The sequence below is a fragment of the Streptomyces sp. NBC_01294 genome (genome assembly GCF_035917235.1).
Taxonomy (GTDB): domain Bacteria; phylum Actinomycetota; class Actinomycetes; order Streptomycetales; family Streptomycetaceae; genus Streptomyces; species Streptomyces caledonius.
Map to the genome: position 1 here is coordinate 6,679,684 of NZ_CP108423.1, position 17,286 is coordinate 6,696,969.

20 protein-coding genes are annotated in these 17,286 nt (G+C 70.4%); 14 read left to right on the forward strand and 6 right to left on the reverse strand.

The genetic code is table 11. The features are described 5' to 3' along the window. Window positions 1-124 precede the first annotated feature (124 nt). From OG534_RS30205 to OG534_RS30245, 9 genes are all read left to right on the forward strand, one after another. Window positions 125-1,585: an RsmB/NOP family class I SAM-dependent RNA methyltransferase gene (locus tag OG534_RS30205; RefSeq protein ID WP_326592230.1), complete on the forward strand. Its 1,461-nt coding sequence runs from the start codon at window positions 125-127 to the stop codon at window positions 1,583-1,585. Window positions 1,586-2,019: 434 nt separating this feature from the next. After that, on the forward strand, window positions 2,020-2,403 hold the full coding sequence (locus OG534_RS30210) for a DUF6507 family protein (RefSeq protein WP_326592232.1): 384 nt from the start codon (window positions 2,020-2,022) through the stop codon (window positions 2,401-2,403). Beyond that, a complete protein-coding gene (locus tag OG534_RS30215; RefSeq protein ID WP_326592233.1) occupies window positions 2,400-4,733 on the forward strand; it encodes a hypothetical protein in 2,334 nt (777 codons plus the stop codon). Before OG534_RS30210 ends, OG534_RS30215 begins: the two co-directional genes overlap by 4 nt. 8 nt (window positions 4,734-4,741) lie before the next feature. Continuing rightward, window positions 4,742-5,236 carry a hypothetical protein gene (locus tag OG534_RS30220; RefSeq protein WP_326592235.1) on the forward strand — a complete coding sequence of 165 codons (495 nt, stop codon included), beginning with the start codon at window positions 4,742-4,744 and terminating at the stop codon, window positions 5,234-5,236. Between the two features lie 113 nt (window positions 5,237-5,349). Beyond that, entirely contained in the window at window positions 5,350-5,637 is a 288-nt protein-coding gene (locus OG534_RS30225) for a hypothetical protein (protein ID WP_326592236.1), read from the forward strand. Window positions 5,638-5,860: 223 nt separating this feature from the next. Next, window positions 5,861-7,288, forward strand: a complete 1,428-nt coding sequence (locus OG534_RS30230) for a DUF6177 family protein (protein WP_326592237.1) — start codon at window positions 5,861-5,863, stop codon at window positions 7,286-7,288. 78 nt (window positions 7,289-7,366) lie between these two features. Continuing rightward, a complete protein-coding gene (locus OG534_RS30235; protein WP_326592238.1) occupies window positions 7,367-7,654 on the forward strand; it encodes a hypothetical protein in 288 nt (95 codons plus the stop codon). Window positions 7,655-7,770: 116 nt separating this feature from the next. Beyond that, on the forward strand, window positions 7,771-8,055 hold the full coding sequence (locus OG534_RS30240; protein ID WP_326592239.1) for a hypothetical protein: 285 nt from the start codon (window positions 7,771-7,773) through the stop codon (window positions 8,053-8,055). Window positions 8,056-8,235: 180 nt separating this feature from the next. Then, window positions 8,236-8,361, forward strand: coding sequence for a hypothetical protein (locus tag OG534_RS30245; protein ID WP_326592241.1), 126 nt, complete (start codon window positions 8,236-8,238; stop codon window positions 8,359-8,361). A gap of 954 nt (window positions 8,362-9,315) precedes the next feature. Here the strand turns inward: OG534_RS30245 and OG534_RS30250 are convergent. Beyond that, the gene (locus OG534_RS30250) at window positions 9,316-10,086 is read right to left on the reverse strand and encodes an MFS transporter (RefSeq protein WP_326592242.1); all 771 of its coding nucleotides are present in this window, start codon (window positions 10,084-10,086) and stop codon (window positions 9,316-9,318) included. A gap of 96 nt (window positions 10,087-10,182) precedes the next feature. On the opposite strand from OG534_RS30250, the gene rpe reads away from it, so the two are divergent. The 5 genes from rpe to OG534_RS30275 all read left to right on the forward strand — a co-directional run bounded on the left by rpe (window position 10,183) and on the right by OG534_RS30275 (window position 13,442). After that, the gene (rpe, locus tag OG534_RS30255) at window positions 10,183-10,869 is read left to right on the forward strand and encodes a ribulose-phosphate 3-epimerase (protein WP_326592243.1); all 687 of its coding nucleotides are present in this window, start codon (window positions 10,183-10,185) and stop codon (window positions 10,867-10,869) included. A gap of 138 nt (window positions 10,870-11,007) precedes the next feature. Continuing rightward, complete coding sequence (locus OG534_RS30260; RefSeq protein ID WP_030234040.1) at window positions 11,008-12,021, forward strand: sugar-binding domain-containing protein; 1,014 nt, start codon at window positions 11,008-11,010, stop codon at window positions 12,019-12,021. A gap of 146 nt (window positions 12,022-12,167) precedes the next feature. Then, window positions 12,168-12,389 (forward strand): CarD family transcriptional regulator, encoded by a 222-nt coding sequence (locus OG534_RS30265; protein ID WP_030012151.1) that lies wholly within the window; start codon window positions 12,168-12,170, stop codon window positions 12,387-12,389. A 49-nt stretch (window positions 12,390-12,438) separates the two neighbouring features. Beyond that, entirely contained in the window at window positions 12,439-12,930 is a 492-nt protein-coding gene (locus OG534_RS30270; protein WP_326592247.1) for a ribonuclease domain-containing protein, read from the forward strand. Continuing rightward, entirely contained in the window at window positions 12,927-13,442 is a 516-nt protein-coding gene (locus OG534_RS30275; protein ID WP_326592249.1) for a barstar family protein, read from the forward strand. The genes OG534_RS30270 and OG534_RS30275 overlap by 4 nt, the downstream gene beginning before the upstream one ends. A 137-nt stretch (window positions 13,443-13,579) precedes the next feature. Here the strand turns inward: OG534_RS30275 and OG534_RS30280 are convergent, their stop codons facing one another. From OG534_RS30280 to OG534_RS30300, 5 genes are all read right to left on the reverse strand, one after another. Next, window positions 13,580-14,050 carry a group II truncated hemoglobin gene (locus OG534_RS30280; RefSeq protein WP_326592251.1) on the reverse strand — a complete coding sequence of 157 codons (471 nt, stop codon included), beginning with the start codon at window positions 14,048-14,050 and terminating at the stop codon, window positions 13,580-13,582. Next, window positions 14,047-14,376, reverse strand: coding sequence for a putative quinol monooxygenase (locus OG534_RS30285; RefSeq protein ID WP_326592253.1), 330 nt, complete (start codon window positions 14,374-14,376; stop codon window positions 14,047-14,049). The genes OG534_RS30280 and OG534_RS30285 overlap by 4 nt, the downstream gene beginning before the upstream one ends. Window positions 14,377-14,450: 74 nt before the next feature. Beyond that, window positions 14,451-14,960 carry a hypothetical protein gene (locus OG534_RS30290; RefSeq protein WP_326592255.1) on the reverse strand — a complete coding sequence of 170 codons (510 nt, stop codon included), beginning with the start codon at window positions 14,958-14,960 and terminating at the stop codon, window positions 14,451-14,453. 70 nt (window positions 14,961-15,030) lie between these two features. Beyond that, window positions 15,031-16,764: an FAD-dependent oxidoreductase gene (locus tag OG534_RS30295; RefSeq protein ID WP_326592256.1), complete on the reverse strand. Its 1,734-nt coding sequence runs from the start codon at window positions 16,762-16,764 to the stop codon at window positions 15,031-15,033. After that, window positions 16,761-17,060 carry a UBP-type zinc finger domain-containing protein gene (locus OG534_RS30300; RefSeq protein ID WP_385160132.1) on the reverse strand — a complete coding sequence of 100 codons (300 nt, stop codon included), beginning with the start codon at window positions 17,058-17,060 and terminating at the stop codon, window positions 16,761-16,763. Before OG534_RS30300 ends, OG534_RS30295 begins: the two co-directional genes overlap by 4 nt. Window positions 17,061-17,286: the final 226 nt, after the last annotated feature.

Here is a 17,286-nt window from a genome sequence, read left to right on the forward strand (position 1 = left end):
GGCGGCGCGGGCACAGCGGCCCCGCACGGCCCGCCCCTGCGGGGCGCCGGCCCCTCCACCTCTCCACCTCCTCACCCCTCTCCCTCATCACCGCAGCACCTCGTAAACCCGGAGCACCTTTCACGTGAGCGAACAGCCCCGTCCCCGTCGCAAGCCCGCAGGCAACCGGCCGGCCAAGCCGCACCGCCGGCCCCAGAAGGACCCCGTCCGGATGCTGGCCTTCGAGGTGCTGCGGGCGGTGGGCGAGCGTGACGCCTACGCCAACCTCGTCCTGCCGCCGCTGCTCAAGAAGGCCCGCCAGGACGAGAGCTTCCAGGCGCGCGACGCGGCCCTGGCCACGGAACTGGTCTACGGGACGCTGCGCAGGCAGGGCACGTACGACGCCGTGATCAAGGCGTGCATCGACCGGCCGCTGCGCGAGGTGGACCCGCCGGTGCTGGACGTGCTCTCGCTCGGCGCGCACCAGCTGCTGGGCACCCGCATCCCCACGCACGCGGCGGTCTCGGCCAGCGTGGAGCTGGCCCGCGTGGTGCTCGGGGACGGGCGCGCCAAGTTCGTGAACGCAGTCCTGCGGAAGATCGCCGCGCACGACCTGGACGGCTGGCTGGAGCGGGTCGCGCCGCCCTACGAGGACGACGCCGAGGAACACCTCGCGGTGTACCACTCGCACCCCAGGTGGGTCGTCAGCGCCCTGTGGGACGCGCTTGGCGGCGGCCGGGCGGGCATCGAGGACCTGCTGGAGGCCGACAACGAGCGGCCCGAGGTGACGCTCGTGGCGCGGCCGGGCCGGTCCACGAAGGAAGAGCTGCTGGAGGCGGTCGGCGAGGAGTCGGCGCTGCCCGGGCGCTGGTCGCCGTACGCGGTCCGGATGTCCGAGGGCGGCGAGCCGGGCGCGCTGGAGGCGGTGCGCGAGGGCCGCGCCGGTGTGCAGGACGAGGGCAGCCAGCTGGTGGCGATGGCCCTGGCGGCCGTTCCGGTCGAGGGCAGCGACGAGCGCTGGCTCGACGGCTGCGCGGGCCCCGGCGGCAAGGCGGCGCTGCTCGCGGCGCTCGCGGCGCAGCGCGGGGCGTTCCTGCTGGCCTCGGAGAAGCAGCCGCACCGGGCGCGGCTCGTGGAGCGCGCGCTGGCGGGCAACCCGGGCCCGTACCAGGTCATCACGGCGGACGGCACCCGGCCGCCGTGGCTGCCCGGCTCCTTCGACCGCGTCCTGATGGACGTCCCCTGCACCGGCCTGGGCGCGCTGCGGCGCCGCCCGGAGGCCCGCTGGCGCCGCCGCCCGGAGGACCTGGAGGGCTTCGCACCGCTCCAGCGCGGGCTGCTGCGCGAGGCACTGTCGGCGGTGCGGGTGGGCGGCGTCGTGGGCTACGCGACCTGCTCGCCGCACCTGGCGGAGACCCGGGTCGTCGTGGACGACGTCCTGAAGGGCCGCGGCGCGGGCGCGTCGCCGGTGTCCGCGGAACTGATCGACGCGAGGCCGTTCATGGCGGGCGTACCGGCCCTGGGCGACGGCCCGGACGTCCAACTGTGGCCCCACCTGCACGGAACGGACGCGATGTACCTGGCCCTGCTGCGCCGCACGGCGTAGCAGCGCACGGCTCGGCCCCGCACGGCCCGACACCCCCCGCGATGATGCACGTCGCGGGGGGTGTCCCGTATCTGCGGTCTGCCGCGGCCCTGCCAGTGGGCGGCGGCGGACTGACGCCGTGAACCCTTCCCAGCCCGCCGCGGGCAACACGGTCCCGCACCCCCAACCGCCGCCGACGACCGCGACAGAGCCTGCGCGGTGGACGACCCGGCCGACGTGATCGCCGTCGGCGGGGTCGTGAAACGGCGAGGGGCTGTTCCGCGCTTTGTCACAACTCCGCGACAGGGGCGGCCGCTGGGCCGGAATGACCCTCATTCACTTTGCATACGTCAATGCCGAGTTGATAGAAATGGATCACCTGTGCGGGTGGGCGGCGGCGCCGTCGGCCGGCGGCGGGGCACTCGAGAGAAGCGTTGTGAGGAACGGGGGACAACGTGTCTACGTGGGACATCAAGCCGGCCGGCGTCCAAGGAGTCCTGAACAAAACTGCCGAAGCGGGCAGCAAGTTCGAGGAAGAGTTCACGTCGTGCAGCGACGGTGTGGTCGGCGCCGCGACGTGGGCGGGCACGATGGTGCTGGGCGGGACCGAGCTGCCCAAGGAGGGCGCGTTCGGCCCTGTGGCCCAGGCATTGCTTGAGTTTCAGCAGCGAACGGAAAGCGACCTGAAGTTCCTTCCCGTCCGGACGGGAAAGTCCATCACCGGTGCACGCCTGGCCACTGAGGAATACGTCAAGGGCGACCTGCAGATGGCGAAGAACAAGCAGGAGGAGTACTCCAAGGCTCCGACCGCGGAAGAGCTGAAGGGCCCCAAGAAGTGATCGACGTCGGGAAGATACCGACCTTCACCGGCAACCTGGACACCCTGGAGACACACGCGGCCGCGCTCAAGACGACCGCCTCCAGCATCCGCGGTACGGGCAGGGACGTGCACAACGCCTTCCAGGCGCTGGATCCGGTCTATGACGCCCCCGAGCAGGAGGAGTTGCTCGACTCGACGCTTCCGGTGCGGGACAAGGCGGACGCGTTCGCGACGAAGCTGGAGTCCGTCAGCGGCACGCTGACGAGCTTCGCGTCGACCGCCCGCCCGCTGGTGGACAAGATGAAGCAACTCCGCATCGACGCTGAGAAGTTCGTCGTGGAGAACAAGGACGACGAGGACTGGCAGCAGGACCAGGGCAAGATCGACGAGAACGCGCGCCTTGTCCGTGAGGTCGGCGTGACGTGGGTGGCGTTCCAGGGCGTCGAGCGCGACGCGGCCAACAAGATCACCACGCTGGTGGGCGGCACGCACTTCGTCGTCGACGACGGCTCCCACAAGGCCGGCATGTACGGCTTCAAGGAGAGCGACGTCAAGGACGCCAAGGAGACACCTTGGGGGACGGCCGACGGGCGCGAGTACACGGGCCTGCGGGCCGCGTGGGAGTGGACGAAGGACAAGGTCGGCAGCGGCCTGAAGGGCTTCTTCGTCGACGGCGTCTGGGGCACCCTCAAGGGCCTCGGCAACATGGTCAACGTGTTCGACATGGACACCCTCAAGAAGACCTGGTCGGGCATCGGCGACGTCTTCGAGGGTGTCAGCGGCTACCTCCTCACGCCGTGGGACTGGGTGATGGACAAGACGCTCGGCCCGGCCGACCACACCGAGCGCGAGAAGAACAAGGCGGCCCTGCGCAACTTCGGCAAGTCGCTGGTCGCGTGGGACGAGTGGGGCAAGGATCCGGCGCGGGCGGGCGGGACGGTGGTGTTCAACATCGTGACCATCGGCGCGGGTTCGTTCCTCAAGCTCGGCAAGGCCGGAAAGCTGGGCGTGGGCTCGGAGATCGCGACCGTGGTGGGCAAGGCGGGCGTGCTCGTCGACCCGATGAGCTACCTCGGCAAGGCCGCGAACCTCACCAAGATCAAGGTCGGCGACCTGATGGAGGGTCTGAAGGCGAGCAAAGCGGGCGTGGACGACATGGCCCGCAACATGCCCGGCGGAACCTCCCCGCACCCGGCCGACACCACCGCACCCCCCGCAGGCGCCGGCGACAGGACGCCGCCCGGCTACGAGTACGCCGACCCGCAGGGCAACAAGCGCGTCATCGGCCACGACGGCACCATCCGCGACGAGCACGGCAACGTCGTCCCCGACACCGAGCCCGTCAGGGAGCCGCACAGGGGCGACCTGCCCAACACCCACGAGCCCGCCCCGGCCAGGGAACGCGTCCTCGAAGGCGCGGGCGGCCCGAGCCACGTCGAAAACAGCACGGGCCACCCGCCCGGCGCCTCCCACAACGGTGGCTCCACGGCACCGCACGCCGGCCACGATCCGGCGGGCGGCGGCTCGCACACACCGCCCTCCGCCGGTGGCGGACAGGACGGCGCGGGCCACACGACAGGTGGTCACCACGAGACCCCGGGCTCGGGCCCCGGCCAGGGCTCCGGCACCCCCCACACCCCCACCGGCCCGGGCCACGATCTGCCGCCCCGGGGCGACGGCGAGGGTGCGCCTGGTCGCGGCGGGGACGAGGGCGACGGCAAGCCTGGTCACGGCAAGGATGAGGGCGACGGCAAGCCTGGTCACGGCAAGGATGAGGGCGACGGCGAACCTGGTCACGGCAAGGACGAGGGCGACGGCGAACCTGGTCACGGCAAGGACGAGGGCGACGGCGGGGGCGAGGGTGCCGGGGAGGGCGCGGGCGGGGACGGGACTCCGGTCAACGACCACCCCCTGGGCACTCCCGAAAATCCGCACCCGGTGACCGACGTCCAGCAGGCCGACTTCATGAAGACCCAGAGCGAACTGGATGGACTCAGCAAGAAAAAGCAAATCGACCTGGTCGGCCGTGGTATTGAGGTAAACGGTCAGAAATACAAACCGGAAGCACCTCTGCTCAAGGGTGCAAAGCATGGAATCGACTGGACTGAAGGGCCGGCGCGCGCAAGCAAGGAAGGCAAGCCGCAAGGGAAGTTCGGGACGCCGGCGGACGTCGCGTATGCTACGCAGCGCGCCGCTGATGTGGGGCCCGGAAAGACTGGATTCTTCAAGCTTCCCGAGGGGCATGGCTGCATCGAATACATGCCCGACGGTAAAACGCGGACGCCAAATGCCCTCTTTGTCAAGGTGTACCCCAACGGCAAGGTACACGCTTACCCGACGACCCGATAGGAACGACGATGAGTTTCTCGATCCAGGCAGGCTGCCCGGCCGTTCTGAATTGTGAATCAGCCGCCGACATGGCTGATGCGGTCGGTGAGATGTACTCCTCCGAGGCTGAGGACGCGATTCTGGTATGGAATCTGGTACCAGTGCGGCTGCCGTACGGCTATGACCTCGCCGCCCTTCTCGATGACCTGGTCCCGCTTCTTGAGGAAATCCAACGGCTGGAGTTCTCGGAGACCGAGGTCTTCTGGGGGTCCGACACGTTTTCGGCCGAATGGAGAATGGTCCGTGAGGGAGATGCCCTGAGGATCGGGGCGCGCTGGCACAGCACACTCGGAAATTACGAGACGCTGCTGGCCGAGCGGGGCGATGTGGTGGTCCCTGTGAAGGAATTCGTCAGCGAGTGGGCGAAGGTCCTGCGGCGGATCGTGACCGACATCGAGGCGGAGTCGGTGCAGTTGGACGACGACGATATCTTCCTCCGCGCCAAGGCCCTGCTCGCGGCCTGAGTCGACGAACAGGTTGCACCGTCCGCGGCGCCGGGCGCTTCGTACGGGCGGCAAGGGCGGCCCGGCCGACACGCAGCTCGGCGCCGGGCCGCCGCGCGTAGGACAGGAAGTGAATGGAAGAGCGATTCGAGCGTTTCGTGAGGGGCTATCTTTCCCACACGGAAGCGTATGACACGAGTGGCTATCTCAGGCCGACGCTCCTCGGATTCAACGACTCGTTCGTCGAGGCGGTTCGCTCAGGGTTCGCGCAGCTCCTGGCGGACGCCTCGGCCAGGTCGGTCGAATATGAGCGAATGACGGATATCGAGTTCCCTGACGAGGAAACTCTCCGTACCTACCTGCAGGCAATGTATGACTACCTCTTCAACGGTGTGCCGGAGCAGCCGATGCCGCCGGGGTGACGTCGTCCAGGACCTCGCCGACGGCCCTCAAGCCGGCCCGTTCCGGACCGGCAGGGGCGGCCTCCGTACGCACAGCCGCCCGAACCCCGTCACGAGCCTGCCGGGCCGGCCTGGACACCTGTTCCTCCTGCCGCTCGTCTCCGGGTATCTGCTGGCCGCGGGCAACGGGAGGGCGCGCGGAGATCCGCGAAGCGCTGAGTGACACGACCAGAAAGAGCACGGCATGACCAAGGACGTGATCGCGCTCACCGAGCGCATGCCCGACGCGATGAGCGTTCTGGCGGGCCTGCTCGCGGGCGGACCGGACCTGCGGGTCGAGACCGCCGGTGAGGGCGCAGTGGTTCAACTGTGTGACGCCGAGGGCCGGCCGCTCGTATCGATCGAAGTGCCGCTGATGCTCCAGGTGCCCGGCGAGGCGGCCCGCCTGCTGGGGCCCGGCGCAGAGCTGTCGGGCGACGGCCCCGCCTGGTGGGTCGAAGCCCGCGCCGCCGCGGGCGTACCGCAGGCCGAGCAGCTCGCCGGAGCCTTCGCGGCCCGGCTGACCATGCTGCTGGGCGGCCGGGTCTGGCCGCCGGACGCCCCGGGCACCGTCGGCGCGGCCCGCCCCGTCAACGTCTCCGGCATCACCGCCGTACCGGCCCCCGCCGCAGCCCAGCCGGCCGTCGACATGCTCACCGACAAGGCCGCCGTCGTCCTCCAGGACCGCCCGGTCGTCCCCATGACGAGCTGGCTCTCCGAGGTGCTGCGGGCCACCGTGGAGAGCGACCGGTCCCTGCAGATCGTCACCCCGCCGCACTGTCGCATCTCCCTGCCCACCCGCCTGCTGCTGCAGTCCATGCCCTCGCGCTGGGTGGTTCAGGACGAGCGGTGCGGCTACTACGACGGCCTGACCGGCGCGGTACTGACCTGGCAGGACGACGCCTTTTCCCCGGCCCGGGACGAGAACGGCGAGACGCCGGTGGCGGACGCCTTCGCGGAGGCCGGGCCCACCGGCGAGCGCCAGCTCAGCGTCTCCTTCCGCACCCTGCACCGCCCCACGGCGGACCTGCTCCTCGGCGGCGCGCTCGAAGTCGCCTGGCAGGCGCTGACCGGCGGCCCGCCGGCCGGCTGGGGCACGTCGGAGCCCGCCGGTCTGACGTGGTCGAGGCGCCAGCTGACCGAGCTGGCGTACGAACGTGCCCCCCGCTCCACGTGGACCGTTGTCGTCGGCACCGCTGACCGGCCCGCCGTCGCCACCTTGCGCGTCATCCGCACCCCGGAGGGCGTGGAGGAGGACATCACCCTCACCGTGGGCTACGGCTCCGATGAGGAGCTCCCGCTGGAGGCGCTGCCGGGGCTGGCCGGCGAGCTGGTGACCCGGTATGGACTGCAGACCATGCTGTGCCAGCTGCGCGAAGCCCGCCGGGACCTGAGCGCCCCGCCCCACTACGAGAACCCGCCGCTGCCGTACGCGTTCGTACTCGGCCCCACGGAGGTCCAGGAGGCGGGGCGCGACAGGGCGAGCAGGACGCCGCTCAAGGAACGCCCGGTGCGGCTGGGCCCGAGCGTCCGGCCCGGTTTCTACTACGCGCTCGGCGACGGCCGGACCGCTGAGAGCTGGACCGCCCTGGAGCAGCTCCTGCGCCACCTGCGCGGCGCGCCGCCCGCCTAGTCGGCGCGGGCGGTCGAGTTCGGTCCGGGCCGGATGGCGAGCGTAGGTCCGGCCCTCGTCATCAAAGAAGAGGATTCAGTGGACGCGAATTTCAGAAATTTCTTCAGAGCGCATCTGAGCCTCGAAGAGGGCTATGACGTGAGCGGTTATCTGAGGCCCACTTTGCTGAGCTTCAGTGACTCTTATGTGGAATTGATCCGCTCGGGATTCGATCGGATCATTGCGGACGATTCTTTCGGGCCGGCCGAGTATGAGCAGCTGACTGATATCGAATTTCCTGACAGGGAAACCCTGGATACGTATCTCCGGTCCCTTTATGGCTATCTGTTCAACGATGAGCCGGAGCAGCCGATGCCGCCGGGGTGACGGTGCAAGGGACTCGGGATTGCCATGCCAATGCCGTTGAGGTGTAAGGAAGTTCGTGGGCCGAGCTGATGCGGGCGCCGAAAGAGAGCGGTTCGTGGGTTTGGAATCTGGATGACGTGGCGGAGCCGGGTCTGGATTTTGCGCTCAAGACCGCCGGCCGCATGAGTGCGGTGCTGGAGAAGTACACCTTGCTGGTGCCGTCCTCACTTGAGTGGGACTGGTTCCAGACCGGCCGGGGCGGCCTCGGTATGCACAGTCGCCTGAGCCTCGTGACGCGATCGCTCGACGATCCGGCGCTGCCCGATCGGCTCCGCGCCTGTCGGCCGACCGGTTATCCGCAGGCCGAGATCGGGGGGAATCACCGTGCTGGGACCGGGCGTCTGGTACGACGCCGACGGTGAACGGCTAAGGGAGTACCGGCTGGTGGAACCCTTCTTGGCGTCCGACCGGACGGGCCTCTGGGCCGAACTGTCCGTGTACCACGACGTCTGGGGGCCCTGCGATTTCGGGGCGAGCCGCAGCCGGTCATCCACGCCCACAACGCACCCCGGCTCGCGTCGGCCCTGCGGGAGCTCGACCAGGTGCTCGGAGCGGCGGCGGAGGCCGGCGAGCCGACGTACTACGGACGAGCCGAGGGCTGCGGGCTCGAGACTCCCGACCTCATCGACGGCCACGGACAGGACCTCACGGACGCGACACTCGGCTAGACGCTCGACCGGGTGGATATGGCGGGGCGCGGGGTGGCTTCGGGGGCGGCGGGAGCCGCTGGGGCGGTGGTCAGGGATGTGTATGGGGGGTTTCCCGTCAGTCTCTTCGTCTCTCCGGTTCGGGCCGGCCCCTCAAGGGCGCTCCTCCTTCGTCGTCGCGTCGCTTCGCGATGTCGCTGCGCTCTACCCTTGACCGACCGTCCCGCCCCATTGAGGGCGTCTCGGCGCTGTCTGGGGTGGAAAGGCGGCTGACAGCGGCTATTTCGTCGTGGAGTCGGGTCAGTGAGAGCGGACCGCTCGAATCGCCGACCATTTGCCCTGATTACCCAGCTTTGGGAGTGGGTTTGTGGTGTCGCTTGTGCTCTGACCCGGATCCACGACGGAATAGCCGGGGAAACAGCCGCCCACCCCTCTCGCCGGCCCTCATCAGCCCCGGCCGGGCCGCCGGTCGCAGTCCAGGAGAAGCGCGTAGCGATCTGAGGCGGCTCATGGCCGGCCCAAGACGGTCGTCGGACGCATCTCGTGAGGTGAACCGGGGCCGTGGGCGGCTTATGTCCAGCCCCGGACGGTGGTCGGACGCTGAGAGGCGAGGAGCGCGTAGCGATTGGACGCGCTTCCCCCGACCCGGCCGGTGTGCGGGATGGGCCCCGTCTCAGGGAGGTGCCTTCCCCCGACCGGGCAGGGCTTCTCCGGCCGCCCCGCCCTTGGAAGCTCGGACCGGCCCGTTCCTTTGGGGGCTTCCCGACAGTCTTCGTATGTCCGGGGCGGGACGGCCGGTCAAGGGTGGCCGCAGGCCATCGCGCAGCGACGCGACGAAGGAGCGCCCTTGACGGACCGGCCCGACACGGAGAGACGATGAGACTGACGGGAAACCCCCATGCACGTCACTGACTCCCGACTGCTCGGATCCCGCCACCCCCGAGACACCTCGCGCCTATCGCGCCGTCCCGCCCCTCACCCCGCCGCGCCCCGGAAGGGGGGAGAAGGCCATCGGGGCCCAGGTGCGGCCCAGGTGGGGGCCAGGAGGGTGGCTCCGGTCCAGAGGGTGGTGTGAAGGGTGGCTGGTTCCGCCAGGAGGCCCGAGGTGGCCGAGCCCAGGGCCAGGGTGCCGCCGGCTCCGCGGCCGGCGATGGTGGCGGCGGCCATGAGGGTTGCCGTCGCGGTGTTCGCGCGCACCAGCCCTCCCGGCCGATGAGCTGCGGCAGGACGCTCTGGGAGCCGACGTCGGAGAAGACGGTGGCGACGCCGCCCGGTAGGACCGCGGCGTACAGCTGCCCCAGCGTGAGGGCGTCGAGCCACCGCGCGAGCGGTAAAGAGGCGAAGAGCGCGGCCCGGGCGAGGTCGGCGGGTGATGAGGACGCGGCGGGTGCGCAGGCGATCGACCCAGGCTCCGGCGGGCAGGCCGATCAGCAGGAAGACGAGCGTGGCGAGCGCGGCGAGGGTGCCGACCTGGGCGGGGCTCGCGGTGAGGGCGGTGAGGGCGGTGAGGGCGAGCAGGGGGACGGCCACGTGGACGGTGTTGGTGCCGAGCCGGCTGAGGGTGGCGGCGCCGAAGAGGGTGCGGAAGTCCGGATTGCGCCAGGGGGAGTCGGTGCGGGAGGGAACGGTGTCCGCTCCTGAGGTTCGGACGGGTGCCGTGCGGCCCGTCCGGGGGTGACGCTCCGGGCGCCGGCGCGAAGCCGATGTCATGGACAGGACCGCGCCGAAGTCGATCTCGTAGAACAAATTAAATGTTCTCCGTGATCATTTAAGCACTGCTACGTGAGCTGCGACTTGCGGGGTCGTGGCCGGAACAGGCTGCAGGCATGGCAGGCTTGGGTCATGTCCGCTCAGATTTATCCCAGCATCCTGTCCGCCGACTTCGCCCGACTCGCCGAGGAGGCGAAGGCCGTCGAGGGAGCCGACTGGCTGCATGTCGACGTCATGGACAACCACTTCGTCCCGAACCTCACCCTCGGAATGCCGATCGTGGAGTCCTTGAGCAGGGCCACCGACATCCCGCTGGACCTCCATCTGATGATCGAGAACCCGGACCGCTGGGCCCCGCAGTACGTGGAGGCCGGCGCGGGGTCGGTCACCTTCCACGCCGAGGCCGCGGCGGCGCCCGTACGTCTCGCGCGGGAGATCCGGGCCAAGGGGGCGCGGGCGTCGATGGCGCTCAAGCCCGCGACGCCCATCGAGCAGTACGAGGACCTCCTCCCCGAGCTCGACATGCTGCTGATCATGACGGTTGAGCCGGGGTTCGGTGGTCAGCCCTTTCTCGACATCATGCTGCCCAAGATCCGCCGTACCCGGGAGCTGATCGCCAAGCACGGTCTGGAGCTGTGGCTGCAGGTCGACGGCGGGGTCTCGGCCTCGACCATCGAACGCTGTGCCGAGGCCGGCGCCGACGTCTTCGTCGCGGGCAGCGCGGTCTACGGCGCGGTCGAGCCGGCCGCCGCCGTCCGCACGCTGCGTGAGCAGGCGGGTGCGGCCATCGCGGCGGCGCCGTGGGCTTGCGACCACTGAGCCAAGGGTTGATGAACAGCTCGGTGAACGGGAGCTGTCCAGGCTGATTAACGGCCGTCGGATCTGACAGGATGAACGGCGAGTCGAGAGTGTGAACACGACAGTGTGAACAGCAGTGAGGAGAACGCGGTGTCTGCAATGTCGGCGGGACGGTCAGCCCTGCGGATGGGACCCGCGGAGCTGGTGCAGGCGGCGGCCATGGCGCGCCGCTTCTACCTCGAAGGCAAGTCCAAGATCCAGATCGCCGAGGAGTTCGGCGTGAGCCGCTTCAAGGTGGCCCGGGTCCTGGAGACCGCCCTCGAACGCGACCTCGTACGGATCGAGATCCGGGTGCCGGCCGAGCTCGACGCGGAGCGGTCCGACGCCCTCAGGGCCCGCTACGGGCTCCGGCACGCCGTCGTCGTGGAGTCGCCCGCCGACGCCACCGAGGACGCCCCCGACCCGGAGAACCTGGGCGCGGTCGCGGCCGACCTGCTGGGCGAACTGGTCAACGAGGGCGACGTACTGGGTCTGGCGTGGGGGCGGTCGACCATCCACATGGCCGCCTCCCTGCACCGGCTGCCCCCGTGCACCGTGGTGCAGCTGACCGGTGTGTACGACGCGGGGACCGCGGAGCGGGGTTCGGTCGAGGCCGTGCGCCGGGCCGCCCAGGTCTCGGGCGGAGACGCCCACCCCATCTATGCGCCGATGCTGCTGCCCGATCCGGCGACCGCGGCGGCGCTGCGCAGCCAGACGGGGATCGCGCGTGCGTTCGAGTACTTCGACAAGGTGACGGTCGCGGCCGTCTCCATCGGGTCGTGGGAGCCGGGCATCTCGACCGTCCACGACATGCTGACCGACGAGGAGCGGGCCCACTACGCCTCGCTGGGCGTCGCGGCCGAGATGTCCGCCCACCTCTTCGACTCCGAGGGCCGGCGGGTCGGCCGTGACCTCGGCGAGCGGTGCATCACCGTCGAGGCGGACCGGCTGCGGCGGATCCCCGAGGTCGTGGCGATCGCGGGCGGGCTGCGCAAGGCCTCCGCGATTGGGGCGGTGCTGCGGTCGGGGCTGGTGACCAGCCTGGTCACGGACACGGCGGTCGCCGACTACCTGCTCACCGAGTCGGCCCCCGGGCTGCGGCCGGCGCTGGACCGGGCCGACCCCGACGACTGATGCGGGCCGATGCGGGCCGATGGGGCGTATCGGGCCTGGCCGGGCGCCGTCGGCGGCCGCGGAGGCCCCCGCCGGGGCGGATGGTGCCGGAATTGAGATCCGAACGGCGGACCGCGCGGCGGCCTGCGGGGCGCATACTGGTTCCAATGACAAAGTCAGCAGTACCTCGCCGCCATTTGCCGTCCAGCCCGTTCAAGGCCCCCGTGGAACAGCCCATCCGGCAGTTCAACGTCGGCGACCGGGTCACTCACGACGAGCACGGCCTCGGCCGTGTCGTCGGAATCGAGGAGGGGATCGCCGTTCTCGTCGACTTCGGTTCGGTTCAGAAGCGAATCCTGAGTCCCTACACCAAGATGGCCGCTCTCTGAAGCCATCGGGCGATTCGCGAGCGAATCGGATATTTAGCACGATCGGTGCATGATCTTTCGGAACGTGCCCCGATCGTTGCTGCGTTTGCTGGGGGCCGTGTTCCTCTGTGCCGCGCTGGTCGGCGCGGTGGGCTGTGGCGGGCCGAAGCCCGCGCCTGCTGCCGCGAGCACCAGTACCGGTGCCAGCGCGAGTGCCAGTACCGGCGCTGATCAGGGTGCTGCTTCCAGTGCCGTCCCCGGGACCGTTCCGCCGTGGGCGAAGGGGATGGCCACCGTACGGGCCGACGCGCTGCCGCCGCAGGCCCGGGACGTCCTCGCGCTGATCGACAAGGGCGGGCCGTATCCGTACCGGCAGGACGGCACCGTCTTCGGGAACTTCGAGAAGGTCCTGCCGCAGCAGAAACGTGGTTACTACCACGAGTTCACCGTTCGGACGCCGGGGGAGCGGGATCGTGGGGCCCGGCGGATCGTGACGGGTGCGGGTGGGGAGTTCTTCTACACGGACGACCACTACGAGACCTTCAAGGCGATTCTCCGATGAGCCTGGACCCGCAGCCGCTCGCCCCCGCGCTGGAAGCCGCCGAAGCCGCGGGCTGGACGGTCCTGGGGCTGGACCTGGACGGCGTACGGGGCAAGGCCGGGCTGATGCGGCGGTGCGGGGGTGCCTTGCGGCTGCCGGAGTGGGTCGGGGGGAACTGGGACGCGCTGGCCGATGCGCTGCGGGATCTGTCGTGGCTGCCGGTTGCCGGGGGCGGGGGGCGGTTGGTGGCCGTGACCTCGTGGCGGGGGTATGCGGGGGCTCGGCCCGGGGAGTGGGAGATCCTGGTCGAGATCCTGGAGGAGGCCGTGGATTTCTGGCGGGGGCAGGAGGGGGAGCCGCCGTTGGTGGTGCTGCTGGCCGAGGCCGGGCCCGGGCCGGAGGCCGAGGCCGGGCCGACGGGGCTCCGCCCCGGACCCCGCGCCTCAAACGCCGGCGGGGCTGAAGGACTCGGGGCTCCGCCCCGGACCCCGCGCCTCAAACGCCGGCGGGGCTGGATTGGCCGGCGGGGCTGAAGGACTCGGGGCTCCGCCCCGGACCCCGCGCCTCAAACGCCGGCGGGGCTGGATTGGGCCGGCGGAGCCGGAGTGGGCCGGCGGAGCCGGAGTGGGGTGGTGGGGGCTGGACGGGGTCCTGCCCCCACCGGGTTGGGTCAGGTCGTTTTCGGGATCCAGGGTGGGGTTTGGCCCCAGGACCAGACCGGGATCTTGGCCGCGTCGACCGGGGGCGGGTTGGGGCCCGAGTAGATCAGGGCCATGCGGGTGCCCCACTCGATGTAGTAGGCGAACACGCCGCGGAATTCCGGGTCCGCCGGGAGGCCGACCTCGTCGGCCGTGTCCATCAGCAGGTCCACCCAGCGGCGGCGCTGCTTCTCGGTGATCGCGCGGCCCAGGTGTTTGGTGGCCATGTGCTGGTGGCCGCCGTGGTGGGCGGTGTAGTCCGAGGGCCCGCCGAAGACCTCCGACAGCCAGACCGCGACGTGCTGCGGGTGCTCGGAGTCCATCCCGGCGAAGACCGGGGCCAGGATCTCGTCCTGCAGGGCGTGGGCGTAGAAGGCGTCGGTGAGGCGGTTCATCGCCTCGGCTCCGCCCATCCACTCGTAGATGGTGGGTGTGGTGCTCATCGTGATCCGGCGGCCTTTCCCGTGCCCACGACGCCCGTGACGAGGTAGTGCTGCATCTCCTCGATGGCCGTCACGTACGGTCGGATCGCGCTGAAGAAGGCCGGGAAGTGCTCGCCCTTGCGGAATCCGCCCAGGTGGTCCTCGATCGAGGTCCAGCGGATGCGCAGGATGTAGCGGTCCTTCTCCTCGTCGCAGCGGGCCAGTTCGTAGTCGATGCACTCGGGCGAAGCGGCCAGGGACTCGGCGGCCCGGGCGTACGCGTCCTCGAAGGCCGGCTGGTCGTCCAATGCGATCCGGTAGCGGATGTATTCGACGGTCGTGGTCATGGTGTGCGTGCCTCTCCCTGGGTGTCGGTCGTGGCCAGCCTTACGCGATCACGCGCGGCCGTGGGGCTCATTCGTCATTCGGGATCGGACTTCATGGAGTCGGTCGTGCCGGAGACGTCGGGACCCTGCGCGCGGACCTGGTGGACCTTGTCCAGGGAGTCGCGCAGCTCCGCCAGCCAGGTGTCGGTGTTGCGGCCGACGAGGCGGACGCACCAGGCCAGCGCGTCGGCCCGGCTGCGGGCCACGCCTCCCGCCACCAGGGTGTCGAGGACCTGGCGCTCGGACTGGCGCAGGCGGGTCATCACGGGGACGGCGAGGTGGGTGAAGAGCGTCGTCTCCTCACCCACCCGCACGCCCCAGGCCACCTTGCGGCGGTAGAGGGACTCGGCCTCGCGGGCCACCTCGATGCGCTGTTCGCGGGTGCGTTCGCGGAAGTCCTTGACGGACTCGGTCGCCGGGATGGTGCCGACGACCGTGATCTCCTCGCGGTCGGCCGTGACCGAGAGGAGGGACTCGTAGATGTCCACCGGCAGGCGCTCGGCGAACCACGCGCGGAGCTGTTCGCTCTGTTCGGCTGTAATCATGTAATCAACGTTGCATCCGATACCGTCTTGATCGCAAGGTCCACGACCCCATCGGACGCCGCGTTCGCTGTCAGCCCATCGAGCGGTAGCGGTGGATCAGCGAGACGGCCATCGCGCCCTCGCCCACGCCCGAGGCGACGCGCTTCACCGAGTGGGCGCGGACGTCGCCCGCCGCGAAGACGCCGGGGACGCTCGTCTCCAGGGGGTAGGGGGCGCGCTCCAGGCTCCACTCGGCCGGGAGTTCGCCGCCGTTCGCGATCAGGTCCGAGCCGGTCAGGACGAAGCCGTACTCGTCCCGCTCGACGACGCCCGAGAGCCAGTCGGTGTGCGGCCGGGCGCCGATGAAGGTGAACATGAAGCGGGCCGGGACCTCGGTGTCCTCGCCCGTGTCCGCGTCGTGGAGCGTGAGGCGTTCGAGGTGCTCCTCGCCGTCCAGCCGGACCACGGTCGTGCGCACCCGCACCTCGATGTTCGGGGTGCGGTCGATCTCGTCGATCAGGTAGCGGGACATGCTCGCGTCCAGGGAGGCCGCGCGGACCAGGATCGTCACGCGGGCGGCGTACTTGGCGAAGTGCACCGCCGCCTGGCCCGCGGAGTTGGCCCCGCCGACGATGAACACGTGCTGCGAGATGCAGGCCGAGCTCTCCGTGGTCGCCGCGCCGTAGTAGAGGCCGGCACCCTCGAAGCGGTCCGCGCCGGGGGCGTCGAGGCGGTTGTACGAGACCCCGGTGGCGAGCAGGACCGTCTCGGCGGAGATCTCCGTGCCGTCCGCCAGGGTCAGGATCTTCGCCGGGTCGTCCCGGGTCAGCGAGACCACCTCCACCGGGTGCAGGATCTCGGCGCCGAACCGGGAGGCCTGGATGGTGGCCCGGCGGGTCAGGTCGCCGCCCGAGAGGCCCGAGGGGAAGCCGAGGTAGTTCTCGATCAGGCTGGAGGTGCCGGCCTGGCCGCCCGGGGCGCGGGAGTCCAGCATCAGGGTGGACAGGCCCTCCGAGGCCGAGTAGACGCCCGCCGCCAGGCCCGCCGGGCCCGCGCCGACGATGACGCACTCGTAGTGCGGGCGCGAGGCGGTGGTGGCCAGGCCCAGGCGCTGCGCGAGCTGGGTGTCGGTCGGGGCCGAGAGCACCGAACCGTCCGGGAAGCGGACGAGGGGGAGCGCCCCGTCGGGCTGGGCGGCGATCAGGGTCAGCGCCTCGGGGTCCCGCTCGACGTTGAGGAAGCGGAACGGCTGGCCGTTGCGGGTGAAGAAGTCCCGGACGGCGTGGGTGCCGGGGGAGACCAGGTGGCCTGCGACGATGATCCCGTCGTACGCCGGCCGGTAGGTGGCCAGCCAGTCCGACAGCAGGTCGTCCAGGACGGGGAAGAGCCGCTCGTGCGGCGGGTCCCACGGCTTGAGCAGGTAGTAGTCCAGCCGGACCCGGTTGATGGCGGTGATGGCCGCGTCGGTCTCCGCGTAGGCCGTCAGCAGCACGCGGCGGGCGTCCGGGAAGCGGCTGACCGCCTCCAGCAGGAACTCCACGCCGGTCACGTCCGGCATCCGCTGGTCCACGAGGAACAGCGCCGGGTCGTGGCCGCGTTCGTCGAGGGAGTCCAGGATCTTCAGCGCGTCGGCCGCCGAGGAGGCGCCGAGGACCCGGTAGCGGTCGCCGTAGGCGCTGCGCAGGTCGCGGCGGACGGCGCGCAGCACCTGCGGGTCGTCGTCGACGGCCAGGATGACGGGCTTCCTGTTCTCCGCGCGCTCGGCCGCGGCCGCGCTCACCGACGGGGCGGCGTGGGCGGCGGCGCTCTCCGGGGCCGCGTTCACGCCGGGTCCAGCATCAGCTTGTCGGTGTAGCACCAGGCCCAGTCCTCGCCGGGCTCGTGGGAGGCCGCGATGGGGTGCTCGGTGGTCCGGTAGTGCCGGGTGGCGTGACGGTTCTTCGAGGAGTCGCAGCATCCGACGTGCCCGCAGCTGAGGCACATCCGCAGGTGCACCCAGGTGTCGCCGGCGGCGAGGCACTCCTCGCAGCCCACGGCGGTGGGCTTCACCGGACGTATCTGATCGATGTGTGTGCACAACAGGTCCATCGACATCGTCCCCGTCCCTCTCCTCGTGCTCATGCTCGTTCACCCGTCACATCTCGCGCGCCCGTGCTGCACGGCGTGTCCAGACCATAGGACGGGCCCTGTGAAATGGTTCATCGATTCGGCCGAAGTCAGGTAGTCCTGAAGCTACTTCATGACGTCTGCGGACGACTTCCTGAGGTGCCCCCATGACCTGCGCCGCTACCTCACGAAGTCGCATACCAGCGCTTTGACGAAGGCCTTGGGCACGGCCAGTGTGGGG